The sequence below is a fragment of the Fictibacillus sp. WQ 8-8 genome, assembly GCF_024494405.1.
Lineage (GTDB): Bacteria > Bacillota > Bacilli > Bacillales > Fictibacillaceae > Fictibacillus_C > Fictibacillus_C marinisediminis.
Genome location: NZ_JAMXKG010000006.1, coordinates 24,159 through 43,377, shown reverse-complemented (window position 1 = coordinate 43,377; position 19,219 = coordinate 24,159). Strand labels below are relative to the sequence as shown.

Annotated in this window: 20 protein-coding genes; 13 read left to right on the top strand and 7 right to left on the bottom strand. The window is 45.4% G+C overall.

The features are described from left to right. The first annotated feature begins 41 nt into the window (after positions 1-41). The gene (locus M1K46_RS14375; RefSeq protein WP_053355363.1) at positions 42-704 is read left to right on the top strand and encodes an amino acid ABC transporter permease; all 663 of its coding nucleotides are present in this window, start codon (positions 42-44) and stop codon (positions 702-704) included. Between the two features lie 12 nt (positions 705-716). Beyond that, complete coding sequence (locus M1K46_RS14370) at positions 717-1,457, top strand: amino acid ABC transporter ATP-binding protein (RefSeq protein ID WP_305585374.1); 741 nt, start codon at positions 717-719, stop codon at positions 1,455-1,457. Positions 1,458-1,527: 70 nt separating this feature from the next. Here M1K46_RS14370 and M1K46_RS14365 read toward each other — a convergent pair whose 3' ends face one another. The 5 genes from M1K46_RS14365 to M1K46_RS14345 form a co-directional block, all read right to left on the bottom strand. After that, on the bottom strand, positions 1,528-1,815 hold the full coding sequence (locus M1K46_RS14365) for a DUF3817 domain-containing protein (protein ID WP_256226505.1): 288 nt from the start codon (positions 1,813-1,815) through the stop codon (positions 1,528-1,530). A gap of 109 nt (positions 1,816-1,924) precedes the next feature. After that, positions 1,925-2,341 carry a GNAT family N-acetyltransferase gene (locus M1K46_RS14360; protein ID WP_062236214.1) on the bottom strand — a complete coding sequence of 139 codons (417 nt, stop codon included), beginning with the start codon at positions 2,339-2,341 and terminating at the stop codon, positions 1,925-1,927. A gap of 118 nt (positions 2,342-2,459) precedes the next feature. Then, complete coding sequence (locus tag M1K46_RS14355; protein ID WP_256226503.1) at positions 2,460-3,707, bottom strand: hypothetical protein; 1,248 nt, start codon at positions 3,705-3,707, stop codon at positions 2,460-2,462. Further along, positions 3,704-4,117, bottom strand: coding sequence for a DUF6114 domain-containing protein (locus tag M1K46_RS14350; protein WP_053355358.1), 414 nt, complete (start codon positions 4,115-4,117; stop codon positions 3,704-3,706). Before M1K46_RS14350 ends, M1K46_RS14355 begins: the two co-directional genes overlap by 4 nt. 17 nt (positions 4,118-4,134) lie before the next feature. After that, complete coding sequence (locus M1K46_RS14345) at positions 4,135-4,734, bottom strand: DUF6230 family protein (RefSeq protein ID WP_256226502.1); 600 nt, start codon at positions 4,732-4,734, stop codon at positions 4,135-4,137. Between the two features lie 203 nt (positions 4,735-4,937). On the opposite strand from M1K46_RS14345, the gene M1K46_RS14340 reads away from it, so the two are divergent. Continuing rightward, the gene (locus M1K46_RS14340; protein WP_256226501.1) at positions 4,938-6,431 is read left to right on the top strand and encodes a helix-turn-helix transcriptional regulator; all 1,494 of its coding nucleotides are present in this window, start codon (positions 4,938-4,940) and stop codon (positions 6,429-6,431) included. A 76-nt stretch (positions 6,432-6,507) separates the two neighbouring features. Here the strand turns inward: M1K46_RS14340 and M1K46_RS14335 are convergent, their stop codons facing one another. Then, a complete protein-coding gene (locus tag M1K46_RS14335; protein WP_256226500.1) occupies positions 6,508-8,604 on the bottom strand; it encodes a DNA topoisomerase III in 2,097 nt (698 codons plus the stop codon). 158 nt (positions 8,605-8,762) lie between these two features. Here M1K46_RS14335 and M1K46_RS14330 point away from each other — a divergent pair, with 158 nt between their 5' ends. The 3 genes from M1K46_RS14330 (at position 8,763) to msrA (ending at position 12,437) form a co-directional block, all read left to right on the top strand. Next, positions 8,763-10,439, top strand: coding sequence for a methyl-accepting chemotaxis protein (locus M1K46_RS14330; RefSeq protein WP_256226499.1), 1,677 nt, complete (start codon positions 8,763-8,765; stop codon positions 10,437-10,439). Positions 10,440-10,608: 169 nt separating this feature from the next. Then, positions 10,609-11,439 (top strand): aldo/keto reductase, encoded by an 831-nt coding sequence (locus tag M1K46_RS14325; RefSeq protein ID WP_256226498.1) that lies wholly within the window; start codon positions 10,609-10,611, stop codon positions 11,437-11,439. A 452-nt stretch (positions 11,440-11,891) separates the two neighbouring features. Then, positions 11,892-12,437, top strand: coding sequence for a peptide-methionine (S)-S-oxide reductase MsrA (gene msrA, locus M1K46_RS14320; RefSeq protein ID WP_256226497.1), 546 nt, complete (start codon positions 11,892-11,894; stop codon positions 12,435-12,437). 17 nt (positions 12,438-12,454) lie between these two features. Here the strand turns inward: msrA and M1K46_RS14315 are convergent, their stop codons facing one another. Beyond that, positions 12,455-13,612 carry an amidohydrolase gene (locus M1K46_RS14315; RefSeq protein ID WP_256226496.1) on the bottom strand — a complete coding sequence of 386 codons (1,158 nt, stop codon included), beginning with the start codon at positions 13,610-13,612 and terminating at the stop codon, positions 12,455-12,457. 191 nt (positions 13,613-13,803) lie between these two features. Between M1K46_RS14315 and M1K46_RS14310 the strand changes: the two genes are divergently transcribed. The 7 genes from M1K46_RS14310 (at position 13,804) to M1K46_RS14280 (ending at position 19,210) form a co-directional block, all read left to right on the top strand. Continuing rightward, entirely contained in the window at positions 13,804-14,253 is a 450-nt protein-coding gene (locus tag M1K46_RS14310; RefSeq protein ID WP_256226495.1) for an Lrp/AsnC family transcriptional regulator, read from the top strand. A gap of 71 nt (positions 14,254-14,324) precedes the next feature. Continuing rightward, the gene (locus M1K46_RS14305) at positions 14,325-14,456 is read left to right on the top strand and encodes a hypothetical protein (protein ID WP_255357575.1); all 132 of its coding nucleotides are present in this window, start codon (positions 14,325-14,327) and stop codon (positions 14,454-14,456) included. 13 nt (positions 14,457-14,469) lie between these two features. Then, the gene (locus M1K46_RS14300; RefSeq protein WP_256226494.1) at positions 14,470-15,318 is read left to right on the top strand and encodes a M55 family metallopeptidase; all 849 of its coding nucleotides are present in this window, start codon (positions 14,470-14,472) and stop codon (positions 15,316-15,318) included. 39 nt (positions 15,319-15,357) lie between these two features. Further along, positions 15,358-16,284 (top strand): ABC transporter permease, encoded by a 927-nt coding sequence (locus tag M1K46_RS14295; protein ID WP_305585573.1) that lies wholly within the window; start codon positions 15,358-15,360, stop codon positions 16,282-16,284. A gap of 1 nt (position 16,285) precedes the next feature. Then, positions 16,286-17,233, top strand: a complete 948-nt coding sequence (locus M1K46_RS14290) for an ABC transporter permease (protein WP_256226492.1) — start codon at positions 16,286-16,288, stop codon at positions 17,231-17,233. A 10-nt stretch (positions 17,234-17,243) separates the two neighbouring features. Continuing rightward, entirely contained in the window at positions 17,244-18,263 is a 1,020-nt protein-coding gene (locus M1K46_RS14285; RefSeq protein ID WP_091007213.1) for an ABC transporter ATP-binding protein, read from the top strand. Continuing rightward, positions 18,260-19,210, top strand: a complete 951-nt coding sequence (locus M1K46_RS14280) for an ABC transporter ATP-binding protein (protein ID WP_256226491.1) — start codon at positions 18,260-18,262, stop codon at positions 19,208-19,210. The genes M1K46_RS14285 and M1K46_RS14280 overlap by 4 nt, the downstream gene beginning before the upstream one ends. The last annotated feature ends 9 nt before the right edge of the window (positions 19,211-19,219 follow it).

The window sequence follows — 19,219 nt, the reverse complement described above, 5'->3', positions numbered from 1 at the left end:
CATGCGGCACATTCTTTTCTTTCAGAAGGAGCTGAACCTGTTTGCCAAATATCGGACATTTTTTTCACGTGTTCATCGACAGCTATCCGCTCTTTATGAAGGGATTGCTGCTGACCCTGCAGATTACAATCGTTTCTATTTTAATAGGAACAGTAGTAGGATTGCTGTTTGCTTTTTTTAAGCTCTCGAGCAGCAAAGTTTTAAATGCGATCGCGAACGTTTACATTGCAATTATCAGGGGGACACCGCTGATCGTGCAGATTTTCTTCTTTTATTTTGGATTGGCAGAGCTCGGTATTTCGCCATACTGGTGTGCCACGCTTGGGCTTGCCTTGCATAACAGTGCATATATCGCGGAGATTTTCAGAGGATCGATTCAGTCTATCAATAAAGGGCAGCTGGAAGCTGGGCGTTCGTTAGGGATGAGTACGTCTCTTGCCATGAGGCGCATCGTATTGCCACAGGCATTCCGGCGTGCGCTTCCGCCCCTTGGTAACCAATTTATAATCGGTTTAAAGGATTCCTCGCTGGCTGCTTTTATCTCTTCTTCAGAACTGTTCAACGTGGCGACAACTCAAGGATCACGGACGTTTGAAGAAATGACCTATCTTCTGATTGTTGCTATTTATTATTTAGTTCTGGTTCTTTTGTTTACCCTTTTGGTGAACAAACTGGAAGGTAAAATCGCCGGAGGAGACGAGTAGAGGGGGAGTGTCATGGAACAGAGAAAAGTTATGATTAACGTTAATGATTTAAACAAATCATTCGGTGATCTACACGTTTTAAAAAATGTGAATCTTGAAGTGCACGAACAGGATGTTGTCGTCTTGATTGGCGCCAGCGGTTCAGGAAAAAGTACGCTGCTTCGCTGTTTAAACTATTTAGAGTACAAAGAAAGCGGCACGATTACGATTGATGGCAAAGTGGTGGAACCCGATAAGACCGACCTGAACAAGATCAGACAGGAAGTAGGAATGGTTTTTCAGCATTTTAACCTTTTTCCACATAAAACCGTATTGGAGAATGTCATAGAGGCTCCGCTGATGGTAAAAAAGGTGCCGAAAGATCAGGCCGTTCAAGAAGGCAGAGCGCTCTTGAGAAAGGTTGGACTGGCCGATAAAGAAGATGTGTATCCTTCAAAACTCTCTGGGGGACAAAAGCAGAGGGTGGCTATCGCTAGATCTCTCGCAATGAAGCCTAAAATCATGCTTTTTGATGAGCCGACTTCTGCTCTTGACCCCGAACTTGTCGGTGAGGTTCTAGCCACGATGAAGGACCTCGCGAGAGAAGGGATGACGATGCTCGTTGTAACCCATGAGATGGGCTTCGCTAGAGAAGCCGCCGACACGGTTGTTTATATGCATGATGGTAAAATTGTTGAAAAGGGTACCCCGAGCCAGATTTTTTCTGAGCCGCAGCATCAGCGCACAAAAGATTTCCTCAGCACAATACTATAGTTTTTATAAAAAAGGTGCCAGGCACCGTCTTTTGACAATTGTCAAAAAGCGGTGCCTGGCACCAAGTTTTTTACGCTTTTCTTTTCAAGTAAGAATCAAAGACAAAAGGGCCGAATGGAAGGACTGAGGCGACAAGTGCTCCCATGACCAATGTGAATGGCCAGCGATTTTTAAAGGTGACATTCGCGAGGGCAATTATGTAAAGTACAAAGAACAGCCCGTGCAGTGAGCCGGCAATCATAACGGCTATGGGATAACCTGCAAAATACTTCAGCGGCATGGCGATGCCAAGCAGAACGAGGAAAGATATTCCTTCAAGTGTTCCAATTAATATAAATCGTTTGAGGGATGGATTCATACCTGGTAACCTCCTGTATCTCATTTCCCTATTAATTTACCATATCGAGGGGAGGTGTTGAGGTAGAATCATGGACGATATGTGAACCCTTTTTGTCTATTTGGAGAGATTAAAGCAAGTATTCCGATTCCATTTCCTTGTTCAAATAGCGGGCCATCGCGGTTTTTGCCATTTTTAATCCCGCTTTCCGATAGAATTCCTCATTTCCAGTTGTTGAGATTAAGTGGACACAGGAAACATCTTGTAGCTGAGCAAGCAGATCTACTACAATCTCTCGTCCAAGCCCGAGGCCTTGATAATCGGGGGAAACGATAATATCATAGATGGCTGCATTGAATACGCCATCTGAAAGGGCTCTTCCCAGCCCGGCCAGTTGTCCATCCACATAAGCAAAAGAGGTATGGGTGGTGCTGTTATAAATTTTGATTATGTTTTCAGCATTATGCTTGCTCCAGCCAACGGCGTGATAAAGCTTCAGAACATCGTTCCAGATCACGTTTGATCGGCCTCTCTCAATGTGTGCCACAAACATTCCCTCCATTCACTCATCATTATTTTTTTATTTTACAACTGAGAAAAATGGAATGGAATAACAAAAAAGCAGTCGGGAGATAAATTTCCCGACTGCTTTTGTAAGAGTTTATTTACTGAAAGAGGCCATCCAACGGTTTTAATAGATTTGGCAGCAGTTTTAGTGTTGAATGTTTTTTCATCTCCTTTTCCATTTTCTCAAAAAGATCAGGAGAGGCGAGTTCTTCATCATTTTTCAGCAGAGAAAGCAGATCCAGATTTTTTAACAGCTGGTTTTGGAGCAGCTTCAGTTGTTTTTCCGCTTTGTCATTTTCTGAACAAAGATCGGTTAGCGGTACTTTTTCCTTTTGGGCGGCATGGATTAAATCCAGCCCAAGCTGTTTGGGAACTTTTCCATCCATTTTGGCTGCGTCCTGGCAGAGCTGCTGTTTTGTCCGCTTCAGATGTTTCTTCACAGGCTCTGTGACTTGCTGCACTGTTTTTTCTGTGCGGTGAACCACTTTAGGGACGGTGTCTGTTACTTTTTTCACTGGTTTTTTAACAGTATCCACGGTATCATCTACCGGTTTCTTAATTTTCTTCAACGGTTCTGTTGTATGGTCAATCGTATCCTTGACCGGTTTAGTTACCTCGCCAACAGTATCACTTACTGGCTTAACGGCATCCTCAACCGGTTTTTTAAGTTTCTTATCAATCGGCTTTTTAGAATCAGGCAAGAGCGGATCTGTTCCTTTGTCTGCAGACTGATCTTCCTTTGATTTGTCTTCACACGTAAGCGGAAGGTGACCCTTCATGAGTGAGCCAATCGCATCTTTCGCTTCTAACAAAGGTAAAGAAGAGAGATCCTGAAGAACCTTTGGCGCATCGGGCCTCTGTAGTTCATGATTGCCTTTTACAGTTGAAAGCTGAAGCCGCGAAAGCTCCCCTTGATCGGCTTTCATCTGATGAACGAGCATCGTTACATTCTTAAGACCAAGCTCAGGAACAGATTCACCTGCGTTCAAACAGGCTCCTTTTAAAGAAAAGGCGGAAGCATCCACGGTCATGTTCGTCAGGTGAACTGGTCCGTTTGCCTTCATGATGATGGTGATTGGGCCTTGATTAGTTGACAGTACTTTCGTCAGTTTCATCCCATAAAGTGTAGCATTGCGGTACTGAAAACGAATCATGGGTTTTTGTTTTTGGGCTGAAGTTTCCCCCATGACCACTTGAGGAAGCATGGTGCCCCCATCGACCCGATCTGCACTGATGACAAAGCCTTCCAACTTTTGGCCGTCCGTCTCTGCTTTTGCCTGAGAGGGGCTAAAAAAACTTGTCAGCCCTAAAAGACAGGTGATGGCCATCAGTGTTCGAGCCATCATTTTGCTTGCACCATCTTATGAGGAACGTAGATTTCTTCCTCCGTTTCCTCTGAAGGCTGTTCGCCTGCCCGACGGTCAGAGGCAGGCGGACTCCAGGCAACCATCAAGGATCCCCCGGTAATACCAAGTAGGGTTCCTACTATAAAGCCGCCAAGAGCACCGATGATGGACAGGATGGATAAAAAGATGGCAACAATACCAAATACTTTAGAAAACTGGGGAAAGAAAAGCCCCATGATGCCGATTAATAGCACCAAGCCCCCGAATAGGATTCCAATAACGGATACTGTGCCTGGCAGGAAGGCTTTGACGATCAAATTTAAGGGAACCCACAAAATAAGTGCCCCGCTGAGAAGTGTCAGAATCGATCCAAGAAAGGGACGTTCCTGCTTCCATTGTCTTACGCTCATATTCTTCACCTCCCATTTTAGTTGCCCGGTTTGTTGATGCGTTCAACTGTTACTTTCATACCGTTCATGACAATCTTTTCTTGAAAAAGGTAGTGGGTTTTCAATTTTGCATGATCGAGCTGGATGGTAGACGACATTTGCTGAAATTGTTTTTGCCAGTCATTGCTATGTTTTTCCTGTAGAGCGAGGTTGCTGAATTTGGCATCGGCATTAATGACAGAAGCATCCTGCTGCAGCCCTGAAATATGCACGGGCTTGCTTGCCGTGATCTTTACACGAATCCATTTATCGCCGCTGATGTTGAAATCTTTGTAAAGCTGGAGGTTATTGATGGTCAGTTCTTTAATCAGGTTTGTGCCTTGAGGTGTGGATTTTTCCTTGCTCGATTCACCCATCTTCGGATAGAACGTATAGCCCTTTCCTTCAAGATGGTCAAAAACAACGTAAAAGTCACCGACCCCTGCCATCGGAATGGCGTAAGCCGTACCCGAAATCCCCATAAAACTAAGGAGGGCAGTCAGTACAATCATTCCGGAACCAAAAGCTTTCCAGAAGACTTTCTTGTTGGTTCCTCCTTTTTTCATAGCAGGCTTTAACTGAACCGTTTTTTCATTCATCAACGCCACCTCTTTCATATTTATGAAAACGCTTTAATATACACTTACTTTACTTTTAGGACAGTAAACTGACAATTCCGATAAGTATCGTAATCAAGTTTTTTTACCCGACAAATGTAGGGGTAAATGGGTCGTATATTGTAAAAATATTTCGAAAAATATGAAGTGTAAGATATTATGGCAAAATAGAGGGAGGAATTCGGATGGAGGAGCTTTTTTTAAATGGTATGGCTCTCCTGACAAAATATGGGGGAGACATCTTAACAAACTGGAAGCGGGTGAAAAGTGAACTGTCCACTCAGCAAGACGACCTCATCTCTGAATTTGACGCCATGATGACCTATTCATTTGAAGAACTGCTGAAGAAAAATGACTATGAACATATTAATCAGCTGATTCTTGCCATGCTATCCCAATGGAGAGATCAGTACTCCATGGACATAGATTACAGCCAGGTGATTTTTTTGCTATCCGCGATTGAAAATATGATTCATCATATTCTGGAGGAGCAGGAGAACCCGAGTATTATTGACCATCAATCGATTCAGTATATCTTCAATAAGCTGCTCGACCAGGTTCTGATTCCATTGACAACAGAAACGAGCGGACATAAATGGCTGGATACAATGATAACTTCCAACATTATTCCGCTTCACTGGGCTGCGCTTTTACGAATAGAAGATTTCGAGTACAAACTGATTGAACTGAGAAGTGTCGATTCTACGAAAGAAACGAAGTCTATTATTGAAATCTGTATGACGATGTCTGCTCATACAGTGGAACAGCTTTCTCTCGCTTTATGCCGTCTCATGAATCCGGGAGAGACGCAGCCAAGAGTCATTCCGATTTCGTTTGCAAAAGAGACCCTGCTGCTTTGTCTGAAATCAACAGACGCTTCCAGCATCTCTTCTCAAAGGATTGAGCTCATTTCCAATATGTACAAACGGCAGATCAAGATGAATACACTGGAGAGCGAAAATGAATGGAAGGATGCTGCTCTCTTATATACTCTCAGGCTGCTCATGGCACAAACCTGTTCAGATACATTAAAAACAGTGGCTGATGGCTTTGTAGATTATCTATCCTATAAACGAAGCGCATTGTTTCTCTATTCACCTAAAGTGGAGAGTGCTATTTTTGCCGCTCATAAGAATTTGGGTAAGGATGTACAGAATATAAAGGTAGAATTCTCGGAAGTCTCATTTTTGAAAAAGTATCTGCAGAAAATTCTGCAGTCAAAGCCGGTTTACCTTGAAGAGGCAGCAGAGCATATTCCAAAGCGGCTGGCGGATGAATATCAGCTGGCTTCTCTTGTCGCCGTGCCGATCTTTACACCAAGAAAGGGAAGGCTGCTCGGACTGATTCTGTTAGATCAAGATGGGGAATGGTTTGAAGAGCCAAAACCAAATCAGCAGGCAATGCTCATGAAGTTTGGCCATTATGCAGGTGAAGCGCTCTATAAACAGTGGGGAAGCATTATCCAGCAGCTGGATGTCGGATCACCCTTGCTTACTCCGAGAGAAAAGGATGTATTGAAGCTTATGGCGCAGGGCGAAACGATCCAATGCGCTGCTGAACATCTTCATCTAAGCCCGTATACCGTCCGGGATTATGTAGCAGCCATCATTAAAAAATTAAAGGTGAAAAACCGGACAGAAGCCGTCGTAAAAGCCATCCGTCTGAATTTGATAGAATAAAAAATGGTGCCATAAAAAATGGTGCCAGGCACCGCTTTTTGACATGTGTCAAAAGCAGGTGCCTGGCACCAAAACGTTATTCTTTTTTCTCTAAAGCGGACTTCAAGGCGTCGGCAAGGCTGTTCCCCATTGGAGCTTCTTCTTGTTTCGTATACTTTTTCATCAGTTGGCGTTCTTCACGCTTCGTAACCGTTTTTTTCCGGTCCTCAGCTTTTTCCACGACGTTGCATGGACGGCATTGGAAGTAAGTTCCTGCTTTGCCATTGTGGATCTCCATCTTTTTATGGCATTGGGGACAGCGGCGGTTGGACAGCTTCGGATCCTTTCGCTTCCTGAATCCGCATTCCCTGCTGGAGCAGACGAGCATTTTTCCGTCACGCCCCTTGACCTCTTTCATCAGTTCTCCGCATTCAGGACATTTGGAGCCGGTGAGGTTATGCGCTTTGTACGTTTGCTCGCTGCCTTTAATCTCCTGTACAAGCTGTTTTGTCTGCTTGCGGATATTATCAAGAAAGGCTTTCGGATTTCCTTTTCCTCGTGCAATGTCTTCTAGTTCTTTCTCCCACTTTGCTGTCAGTTCAGGAGATTTTAATTCACTGTTTACCAATTCAATCAACTGTTTTCCTTTTGGCGTAGGATGAAGGCGGTTGTTCTGGCGGTCGATGGCCTCTGTGCTCAAAAGGCGTTCAATGATATCGGCGCGGGTAGCCGGCGTTCCAAGGCCGAACTTCTCCATGCGGGCCAGCAAGTCTGCTTCATTGAAACGGGCAGGCGGCTCCGTCAGTTTCTTCTGCAGGCGGGAATCTTTTACACTGAATTCCTGTCCAGTTTTAACTGCACCGAGCGGCTTCGTATCAGAACTGTCTTCATCTTTTCCTGTAACTTTCTTAAATCCGGCATCTACAATTTTGGTTTCTCTGGCAGAGAACATTTCGCCTTTTACATCAATGACTGCATGAATGGTCTCCGTCTGATAAGGTCCGTAAAATAAAGCAAGAAAGCGGCGGACGATGATATCGTACAGCTTTCGTTCATCAGTGGAAAGGTCGCCAAGATGAGGAGTTTCATCTGTTGGTATAATGGCGTGGTGATCCGATACCTTACTGTTGTTAAAGACCTTCTTCGCGGCCACTCTGCCTTTATTCCTTAACGCAGGCTGAACCTCATCCCGATAGGCAGAGGAGAGGGCCTGCAGCCGATCGTTCATCGTCTGCTCCATATCGGCAGTTAAATATTTGGAATCTGTTCGTGGATAGGTCACGAGCTTGTAGCGCTCATACAGGTTCTGCAGCACACTTGACGTTTTTTTCGCTGAGAATCCGAAGCGCCGGTTGGCGTCACGCTGAAGTTCTGTCAGGTCATAGGGCATTGGCTGCTGTTCAGACTTTGCCTTCGTTTGAACAGATGCGACAGTACCTTTCTCATTTTTGACCAGCTCTACGACCTTTTCAGCTTTGGAGCGGTCAAAAATTCTTCGTTCCCCATTATTCTCCCAAGCCGCATCAAGCGGTCCAATCTTGGCATCGATTGTAAAATACTCCTTTGGAACAAAAGCTTTGATCTCCGCTTCCCTATCTAAAATCATGGAGAGGGCAGGGGTCTGAACACGCCCTGCTGACAGCTGTTCGTTGTACTTAGTAGTCAGCGCTCGTGTTACATTCAATCCGATGAGCCAGTCAGCTTCTGAGCGGCATACGGCAGACTGATACAAAAAGTCATACTCTTTGGCAGGTTTTAAATTGCGAAACCCATCCTTGATCGCCCTATCTGTCTGTGATGAGATCCAAAGGCGCTTCACCGGTTTCTTCCAGCGGAGTTTTTCCAGGATCCAGCGGGCGACAAGCTCACCTTCACGCCCGGCATCCGTGGCGATAATAAATTCCCCAACATCTTTTCGTCTGGCCAGGTGTTCGATTCCTTTAAATTGGTGGCTTACCTGGCGAATAAGCTTTAGGCCCATTTCATTAGGAATGATAGGCAGATCTTCCATTCGCCATGTTTTATATTCTTTGTTATAGTCCTCAGGCATCTTCAGCTCTACCAGATGGCCAAGCGCCCAAGTGACAATGTACTTTGGTCCTTCTATATATTGTTTTGTTTGCTGACTGCAGCCAAGTACACGGGCCAGGTCTCTGGCTACACTCGGCTTTTCGGCAAGAACAATGGATTTCATGTAATGAAAAGCTCCTTTCTCGATCAGGCAGTTTGATTGAACTGCGTCCTTTACCAGTATAGCCGAAAGCAGGTTTCTTCGAAAATGTTTTGAAGCCTGGTAAAGAATACTTTGTATTTTCCGATATAGAGAGTAGCTAAAATAAAGAGGTGCATCTAATGAAAATACGAAACAAGTTATTCATTCTAATCGGGACGACCATTGTTGCCCTGATTGTAGCTGGAGGTTTTTCATACTTCCATAGCTACAGGCAGGAACAGATGAGCGGGGAACTGCAAGACAAACAGGATCTGCAGACATCTTTAAAAGATCTGCAGTTTTACATTGCTGGCTACTCCAACGATGAGCGGGCGTATTTGCTGACCGGCGACAAAAAATACACAGCTGAAATGGCAGACAAAAAGAAGAGCATTGTGAGCCTTGCCAAACCGCTTCTGCCGCTGCTGGATGAAAAAATCCGCAAAAAATCGGAAGCGGGTCTAACCGGTTATTTTAATTCCAGTGAACGTACAATAAAAGCGTATGACGGCGGCGGAAAAGAACTTGCGATGACGGTTCACTTCGGCGATGAACGGAACATTCGCAAAGAAGTACTAAATCCGGTCATTGAAGGCTTGGATAAAAAGCTTGAAAAAGAAATTGCCACTGCAAAAGCAGACAATAAAAAAGCCATGATGATTCAAAATACGGTGTTCTCAGGTCTATTGCTTTTGCTGATGATCGGAAGCGTGATCTTCGGCACCCTGATTGTCCGTTCTATTATTCGTCCCATTCATCTTCTTAATCGTAATCTAAAAGAGATTGCAGAGGGAGAAGGGGATCTGACCAGACGAATCCAGTTAGATACGAAAGACGAACTCGGAGTCCTCGCCGGCACATTTGATCAATTTACAGAAAGTTTGCAGTCCATGATTTTACGAATCTCGGAAACAACCTCGCAAGTAGCAGCTTCATCACAGCAGCTGACAGCAAGCGCGGAGCAAAATAGCCATGCGGCAGGGCACATTGCACAAAGCATTCAGCAAGTCGCAACAGGCGCAGATATCCAGATGGAGAAATCAGCTGGCAGTGCAGAAATGATTGAGGAAACTGTTCAGCAGCTGGACGTTATTTCTGCGAATGCCTCCCATGCGGGTGAACTGACAGGCACCGCTTCTGGACAGGCTGAAGAAGGAAAAAAATACGTAAGCCGAACTGTAGAACAAATGAAACAAATCGAAGAATCGGTAAACATTACCCATGAGGGGATCGATGAACTAAGAGGACGGTCACAATCCATTGGAGATATCGTATCCATTATTACCGATATCTCGAATCAAACGAATCTTCTTGCTCTGAATGCATCCATTGAGGCTGCACGGGCGGGTGAAAGCGGAAGAGGGTTTGCTGTGGTCGCTGAGGAAGTAAGAAAGCTTGCCGAGCAATCCGGCCAATCGGCTCAAGAAATCAAGAGTCTTATTGAACAGATTCAGCATGAAACTGGGGCTTCAAGCCAGTCAATCGAGAACGTAAAAGAAAATGTTTCAGTGGGATTAACGGTTGTCCAGGAAACAGAAAAACAATTCCATCTGATCCAAGAGTCCGTCATGGATGTTAATGAAAAAATCATGGAAATTTCGGGCGCGATCCAGCTGCTGGCAAATGGTTCTAACTCTATTTCACAATCAGCTGATGAGATGGCGGCAAGCGCCAAAGAATCTTCAGAAAGTGCACAAAGCATCGCGGCTTCGACGGAAGAGCAGCTTGCTTCCATGGAAGAAATAACAGCTTCTGCACAGTCATTATCCTATATGGCAGAAGAGCTTCAGGATATGATCTCGAAGTTTAAAATATGAACGAAGCAATTAAAAAGGGACCCCTGAGGGTCCCTTTTTTAGATTGATGTTACTTGTATTTAATATCGGACGCCAGCCGGTTTTGTTTACGTTTTTTCATCTTTTTTTTTAAATGAAAACCAGTTTGTCAGCATAAGGTATAGAAAGTATGAAAAACGGGGGAAGGACGATGATTCATCTGGATGAAGGAACGGTGCTTGCGAACGGGGTAAACATGCCTTGGGTCGGGCTGGGCACCTGCAAGCTTCGGCACCCGCAAGCGGTTGAACGAGCGGTGCATGCCGCTCTTGATGCCGGGTACAGGAGCATAGATACGGCCGCAATCTATCAAAACGAAACAGAAATTGGAAACGCTTTACAAAAAAGTACAGTCTCAAGAGAACTTCTTTTTATTACAACAAAACTATGGAATGCGTCCCACGGATACAATAATACGCTTGCAGCCTTTGATGAGAGCCGGCGAAAACTTGGTGTGGATTATATTGATCTCTACATGATTCATTGGCCGGTTAAAGGGCAGATCAAGGAAACGTGGAGAGCGCTCGAGATCCTATACAACCGTGGAGATGTAAGAGCAATTGGCGTTTCCAATTTTGGTGTATCAGATTTGGAAGAGTTGATCAGGCATTGCGAGATTAAGCCTCAGGTCAACCAGGTAGAGTATCATCCGAGGCTCTCTCAGAAAAAGTTGATGCATTTCTGCCATCAAAACAATATTCAAGTGGAAGCATGGAGCCCGTTGATGCAGGGAGAGATTCTGCATGAGAGCCTTATCCTGCAGATTGCAGAGAAACACGGGAAAACTCCGGCTCAGGTGGTATTGAGGTGGGCGCTGCAAAACGGAATTCCTGTCATTCCTAAATCAGCGACACCTCACCGCATACGTGAAAATATTGATATTTTTGATTTTGAACTGCCGATTGAAGATATGGTGAACATTCACTTTTTGAATGAAAACAGGAGAATCGGACCTGATTCCGGCCTATATTTTTATGACTGACCATACAAACATCCAGCGATTTATTGCTGGGTGTTTTTTGCTTTTTCTCATGAAGGATGGACGTGATTTTGAATAGAATTCCACTGACAGGGTATCCAAAACTATAAATAACCAAACGGAAGCCACTTAAAGATTAAGTTAGACTTTAACTGGGTAATGTAGAAATAAGAGGTGAATGACAGCATGGAATCAATAACAGATTGGTTAAAAGACATACTATTATTCTTAGGCGGATTCTTGAACGTTAGTATCTTACTCATTATCATCATTGTCATTTTAGTGGTACGTTCAGCAAGACGCAATAAAAGGAATAAAAACCATAAAGATTATCTCGATGATTAATCGAAAAAAAGATAAGGCTGGTTCTGTTGAAGAACCGGCCTTTTTGATGGATTTTCTGGCTCCAACCATATATGATGAAAAGACTGAACATGAAATATGGGGGAGGCAAAATGAAAGAAGTTAATCAGCTTGAAAAAGCAACGTTTGCCGGAGGCTGTTTCTGGTGCATGGTAAAGCCATTTGATGAACTTCCGGGCATCCACGGCATCATTTCAGGGTATACTGGAGGCCATGTTGAGAATCCGGCATATGAAGAAGTCAAAAAAGGTACGACCGGCCATTATGAAGCGGTCGAGATCACCTTCGATCCCGTTCTATTTCCTTATCAAAAGCTATTGGACCTTTACTGGCCTCAAATCGATCCAACCGATGACGGTGGACAATTTTTTGACAGAGGAAGCCAATATAAAACCGCAATTTTTTTCCATAATGAAGAACAGCGGAAACTAGCCGAGCGCTCAAAACAAGAAGTGGCCAGCAGCGGCCGTTTCAACAAGCCAATTGTAACAGAGATTCTGCCGGCTTCAGCATTTTATTCAGCAGAAGACTATCATCAGGGTTTCTACAAGAAAAACCCTGAGAAATATAAGCAGGAACGCATAGATTCCGGAAGAGATACCTTTATTGAAGAAAACTGGACAAAGAAAGACAGCTGATAGACAGCTGTCTTTTTTTATTTGTTTGACGATATCCCTGAATCGTAAATGGTCTCTCCGTTAATCAGCGTCTTTTCAACAGTGCTCCGCGCATCGAACGGATCTCCGCTCCAAACCACGACGTCGGCATCCTTTCCAGGTTCAAGAGAACCGACCCTCTCATCGACACCCAAATGTTTTGCGGCATTGATTGTAATAGCCTTCCAGGCGGTTTCCTCGCTTAAGCCGTGTTTCACCGCGGCAATAGCACTTAAAATAAGGCTGTCGATACCTACAACAGGATGATCGGTCGTAATGGATACGGGAACACCTGCCTGATCCAAAGCATTCAGCGTGTGCCAGCCTTTATCGGCAAGCTCTATCTTGCTCCTTGTAGATAATGTAGGCCCGACGGAAACTCGGACATTATGTTCTGCAATATAAGAGGCAATTTGGTGCCCCTCTGTACAATGCTCAATCGTCACTTCAAAGTTAAATTCTTTGGCCAACCTTAGGATCGTAGCAATATCATCCGCACGATGTGCGTGGGCGCGAATGGGAATGACACCTTTCAGCACATTAATGAGCTGTTCTGCCCCAAGGTCAAAATCAATCACCTCTCCATTTTCAAGCTTTCGCAGATAATCTTGTGCACGTTTCATCTCTTTTCGAAACAACGCTGCGATCCCCATACGGGTAACTGGAGTTTTTCCTTTGCTTCCATAGAAACGCTTCGGGTTCTCACCAAAGGCCGCTTTCATGCCTGAAGGGCTGCGGAGGACCATTTGATCGATGACAATGCCGGCTGTTTTTAAAACAGCCATCTCTCCGCCGATGACATTGGCGCTGCCCGGCATCACCTGCACGGTCGTCACACCTGCTTTTCGAGCATCCTCAAAACCTTTTTCGTTAGGATTGATGCCGTCGATAGCCCTGACATAAGGAGTTACCGGGTCGCTCGTTTCATTATAGTCATGTCCTGCCAGCCCGATTCCTTCTTCATGAATCCCGAGGTGTGTATGTACGTCGATAAGCCCTGGTGTTACAAACTTTCCCTCCGCATCAAGCACTTTTGTCCGATCATCCGCTTTGAGATTTTTCCCGGTCTTTATAATTTTTCCACCGTCGATCAAAAGATCTCCTTTCCCTATGCTTTCGGTTCCAATGATCAGCGTTCCGTTTTTAATGAGCAACATATATTACACCCACTTTTTCAATTTTTTTGAAAAAACACTTGAATAAATATTCTGAAAAAATTATACTATGTTAAAATTACTAAACACAATACTTTTATTTTGACTTAGTTATGTAATGAGGTACTAAATAACTATAAATAGTACTAATTTAGTAATTTTTTTATTTTTTTGTACTGAAAGGTGGAAGTTTAGTGTCTGTCGAAATCATAGACCAGCTGGACAAGGGAATTATTAAACTCCTCTCCAAAGATGGGAGGATGTCCTTTACTGAAATTGCCCAGCGATTGAATGTAACGGAAAAGACGGTAAGAACCCGCTACAATAATTTAGTTGAAAATAATATTCTTGAAGTTGTTGGTGTCGTTAATCCAATTTCTCTTGGAGTAAAGGTTGGTGCTATTATCCAGATCAGTGCCATACCTCCGAGGATGGAGGATACAATTAAAAAGCTGCAGGAGATTGCCGGTATCCGTTTTATTACCCTTACTTCGGGAGAATATCAGCTTCTAGTACAGGCGAATGTCCGCCACTATGAGGAAATTACTGAAATTGTCAAAAGTATTCATCATATCGAAGGCATCAACAAAACGAATGTCATTCTGCAAATGGATATCTACAAAAATTCATTTGAATATATTTAAGACCCGCGGGTCTTTTTTATATAACTAAAACGTTCAGAAAATTCCGTATTCTTTGGGGGGTGATTGAATTAATGTTTCAGTTGATTAAAGAACTTACTGGGCTAACCGGGCCATGCGGACATGAGCAGAATGTAAGCAAATACATAAGAGATAAGGTTTCAAGTCTGTCTGACGATGTACAAGTTCCATTTTCATTCATCTAAAAGGAGGAGAACAATGAAAATTTTTATTTCGGCAGATATGGAAGGAATCTCAGGTGTAGCTACAAACATGCAGCTTAAGAAAAATGACGAATATCAGCGGTTCAGAAAATTAATGACACAGGACGTGAACGCAGCGATCGCGGGAGCATTTGAAGGCGGTGCGACAGAAGTTACAGTGGCTGATGGCCATGGCAACATGTCAAACCTGCTGGTTGAGGAACTCGATGAAAGAGCCCGTCTTGTTTCTGGAAACAACAGGGTTCTCTGCCAGCTGGCCGGACTGGATGAAAGCTTCGACGGCATTATGTTCGTAGGTCACCACGGACGTGAAGCGGGGTCAGAGCGTGCTGTTATCAGCCATACTTTGGCAGGTGTCGCGGTAGGTGAAATGAAGATCAACGGCAAGATCGTCGGTGAAACAGAAATGAATGCCGGTGCGGCTGGATCCTTCGGAGTTCCTGCCATTCTTGCTACTGGCGATGACGCTTATGTGGAAGAAGTCATGGAAACACTGCCGGATATCGAAGGAGCAGTGGTTAAATATGCAGTTGACCGTTTTGCTGCCGAGCTCATCCATCCTGTAAAAGCACGGCAGATCATCCGCGAGAAAGCCATGCGCGGAGTACAGAGAGCGAAGGAGATCCCTCCTTATACTGTAGAGGGTCCGATCACGTTTGAGATCGAGTTTAAAGGCACAAACCAGGCGTTAATGACGACTACCCTGCCGACTGTTGAACTGATCGGCCCAAAACGAATCCGGTTTACATGCGAGGATTACATAACCGCCTACAAACATATGTGGGGAGCCGTCATTATCGGCATGGCGGCAACGAACGGCGTGCTCGGGCATGCCAACGCATAAGGTCAAGCCATATGAAAATAAGAGGGAGGGAAGATGATGATGTACGTTGTAAAACGGCTATTAACGATGCTGCTGACCATCTGGGTAATCACAACACTGACGTTTGTGATCATGCACGCGATTCCGGGCGATCCATTTGCCTCGGATTCAGATGTTCTTCCTGAAGAAGTGCTGAATAACATGCGAGCAAAATTCAACCTCGATCAGCCTCTGCCGGTTCAATATGTGCTGTATTTAAAAAATCTGGCATCCTTTGATCTTGGGCCGTCGATCGAATCAGAGACCAGAGATGTGAATACGCTGATTGCGGAAGGACTGCCCGTATCGGCATTGCTCGGGTTTCAGGCGCTGGTCATCGCTCTTTTCTTTGGAATGGCGCTCGGAATCATTGCTTCGCTTTTCCATAACCGTTCCGTAGATTATGCTGCCATGGCGGTTGCGATACTCGGAATCTCGATTCCAAGCTTTATTCTGGCGCCTCTATTAATCAAATTTTTTGCGGTCAAGTGGGGGATGCTGCCGGTAGCTTCATGGGGAACATGGCAGCATACCATCTTGCCATCTGTTGCACTTGCAGCCGGACCACTCGCTATTATCGCCAGGTTTACGCGTTCAAGCATGCTTGAAGTATTTAAGCAGAACTACATGAAGACAGCAGATGCCAAGGGATTGGGTACAGCAGGAATTGTTGTAAAGCATGGAATCCGGAATGCGGTTATACCGGTCATCTCTTTTATGGGACCGCTCGTCGCACATCTTCTTACCGGAACGTTTGTCATTGAAAAAATATTCGCCATTCCGGGCCTCGGCAAATACTTTGTGGACAGCATCTTTAACCGTGATTATCCGGTAATTCTGGGGACTACAATATTTTTCAGTGTTGTGCTGATCGTCACGCTTTTTCTGATCGATCTATCGTACAGGCTCATTGATCCGCGAATCAAACTAACGAGCAGGGGGGAATGACATGCTGGAAAAAGCATCTCAAGACACACTCTTCCGGCCGCTTCAGAAAGACCGGCTGCGGAAAGACGAGATAAAGCGCCCGAGTGTCAGCCAGGCAAAAGAAAGCATTAGAAGGGTGATAAAGAACAAGCTGGCTTTGACCGGTGCCATTCTCTTATTGTTCATCCTGTTCTTTGCTCTTTTCGGACCAAAGATGGTTCCTTACAGTTATTCGGATCAGAGCCTTGCTAACGGAAATCTTGCTCCGGGCGGTAAGCACTGGTTCGGAACCGATGACCTTGGACGCGACATGTGGGCGAGAACGTGGTACGGAGCCAGGATATCACTAACGATTGGCGTTGCTGCGGCTCTTATTGACCTCGTCATCGGACTCCTTGTCGGCGGAATTTCAGGATACATGGCTGGCCGCGGAAAGCTCGGAGACCGGGTTGACAGTCTGCTGATGAGACTCGTTGAAATTCTATACAGTATACCTTACCTGCTTGTCGTTATTTTGCTGCTTGTCGTCATGAAGCCTGGTTTATGGACGATTATCATTGCTCTCTCCATAACAGGCTGGGTGTCAATGGCGAGGGTAGTAAGGGGACAGATCCTTCAGATCAAACAGCAGGAGTTTGTAGCCGCAGCACAAAAGCTTGGAACTTCTCACCGCACGATTATTCTTAAACATTTGTTCCCCAACATGCTGGGTATTATCATTGTCAATCTTACTTTCACGATTCCGCAGGCCATTTTTGCAGAAGCTTTTCTCAGCTTTATCGGACTAGGTGTACAGGCGCCGATCGCAAGCTGGGGAACGATGGCCAATGATGCGCTCGGTGTCATTCTGAGCGGACAATGGTGGAGGCTGTTTTTTCCAGGGCTCCTCATCTCATTGACGATGTTTGCGTTTAACGTGTTTGGTGATGGACTGCAGGATGCGCTTGATCCGCACCAGACAAAAGATTAGGAGGGAGACGATGGGACAGTTATTAGAAGTCGAGAAGTTAAAAGTTTCGTTTCGCTCCCATGGAGGCGAAGTTCAGGCAGTCAGGGGAGTAAGCTTTGGAATTGAGCAAGGCGAGGTTTTGGCCGTCGTCGGAGAGAGCGGATGCGGAAAGTCAGTTACTGCACAGGCGATCATGAAACTCCTTCCCAAAAGGGGATGCAGCATAAAGGAAGGCTCCATTTTTTTTGAAGGAAAAGATCTATTAAAACTTTCATCCAAAGAGATGAAGCAGCTGAAAGGCTCGCAAATCAGTATGGTGTTTCAGGATCCGATGACGTCCCTGAATCCGACGATGAAGATCGGCCCCCAGATTGCGGAAGGAATTATTAAGCATAAAGGGTTGGACAAAAGAAAAGTGAAAGCCAGGGCACTTGAACTGTTAAAGCTGGTGGGGATTCCGAATCCGGAGGCCCGCTATGAACAGTATCCGCATGAGCTAAGCGGCGGCATGAGACAGCGCGTACTGATCGCCATCGCACTGGCGTGTGATCCGAAATTGCTCATTGCTGATGAACCTACGACCGCACTTGATGTGACGATCCAGGCTCAAATTTTAGATTTAATGAAGGACCTCCAGCAGGGGTTCGGCACATCCATTATGCTCATTACCCATGACCTGGGGGTAGTTGCAGAGATGGCTCAAAAGGTAATTGTCATGTATGCAGGGATTGTAGTGGAGAGCGGGACGGCCGAAAATATTTTAGAAAATCCTAAACATCCGTATACCCTTGGTCTGCTGAACTCTCTGCCAAACTATGAAACCGTGGAAAAAGAACGGCTGATTCCCATTGAAGGCACACCGCCGGATCTATATGCGCCGCCTCCCGGATGTCCGTTTGCGGCAAGATGCGACTACGCGATGGAAATATGTGTGGAGGAAATGCCAGCTCCTTTTGAAGCGGAGAGGGGACATCATTCCAGATGCTGGCTGAATGATCCGCGGGCGCCAAAAGTGGCCGAGTTTGCCGCGGCAGGGAGGAATGAATCATGACACAGGCCATGCTGGAAGTGGAAAACCTGAAAAAATATTTCAAGGTCGGAAACCAGTCGTTAAAAGCAGTAGATGAAGTTACCTTTTCTGTGAGAAAAGGAGAGACACTGGGTCTTGTCGGGGAAAGCGGAAGCGGGAAATCAACGCTCGGAAGAACGATTGTCGGCCTCAATGAAGCGACAGGCGGAAGGATGCTCTTTGAAGGAAAGGACGTCCGGCATCTAAACAAAAAGGAAAAGAAGAACTACAACCGTATTGTCCAAATGATCTTTCAGGATCCTCATGCTTCCCTCAATCCAAGAATGGAGGTGGGCGACATTATCGGTGAAGGAATTGACGCCCACCGGCTTGCGTCAGGGAAGGAACGGATGGAGCGCATCTACAGCCTACTTGAGAGGGTTGGGCTCCAGGCTGATCATGCGAAACGTTACCCGCACGAATTCAGCGGCGGGCAGCGCCAGCGTATAGGAATTGCCCGGGCATTAGCGGTAGAACCAAAATTTATTGTAGCTGATGAGCCAATCTCCGCTCTTGATGTATCCATTCAGGCCCAGGTCGTTAATCTGATGGATGATTTGCAGCGGGACATGGGGCTTACCTTTCTCTTTATAGCTCATGATCTTGGAATGGTGAAGCATATCAGCGACAGGATCGGCGTGATGTACCTGGGCGGCTTTATGGAACTGGCGGACAGCGGTGACTTATTCAGTGAGCCGCTGCACCCTTATACACAGGCGCTCCTCTCGGCGATTCCTGTACCTTCAACAGCAAAAGGATCGAGAAGGGAAAGAATTATTTTAAAAGGCGACCCGCCGAGCCCGATCTCTCCTCCATCCGGATGCCGGTTCAGGACCCGCTGCCCGCATGTGATGGATGTATGCGCGAGTGCGGTCCCGGAATGGAAGGAAGTAAGGCCAAAGCATTGGACAGCTTGTCATTTATACTAAAAAATGGGG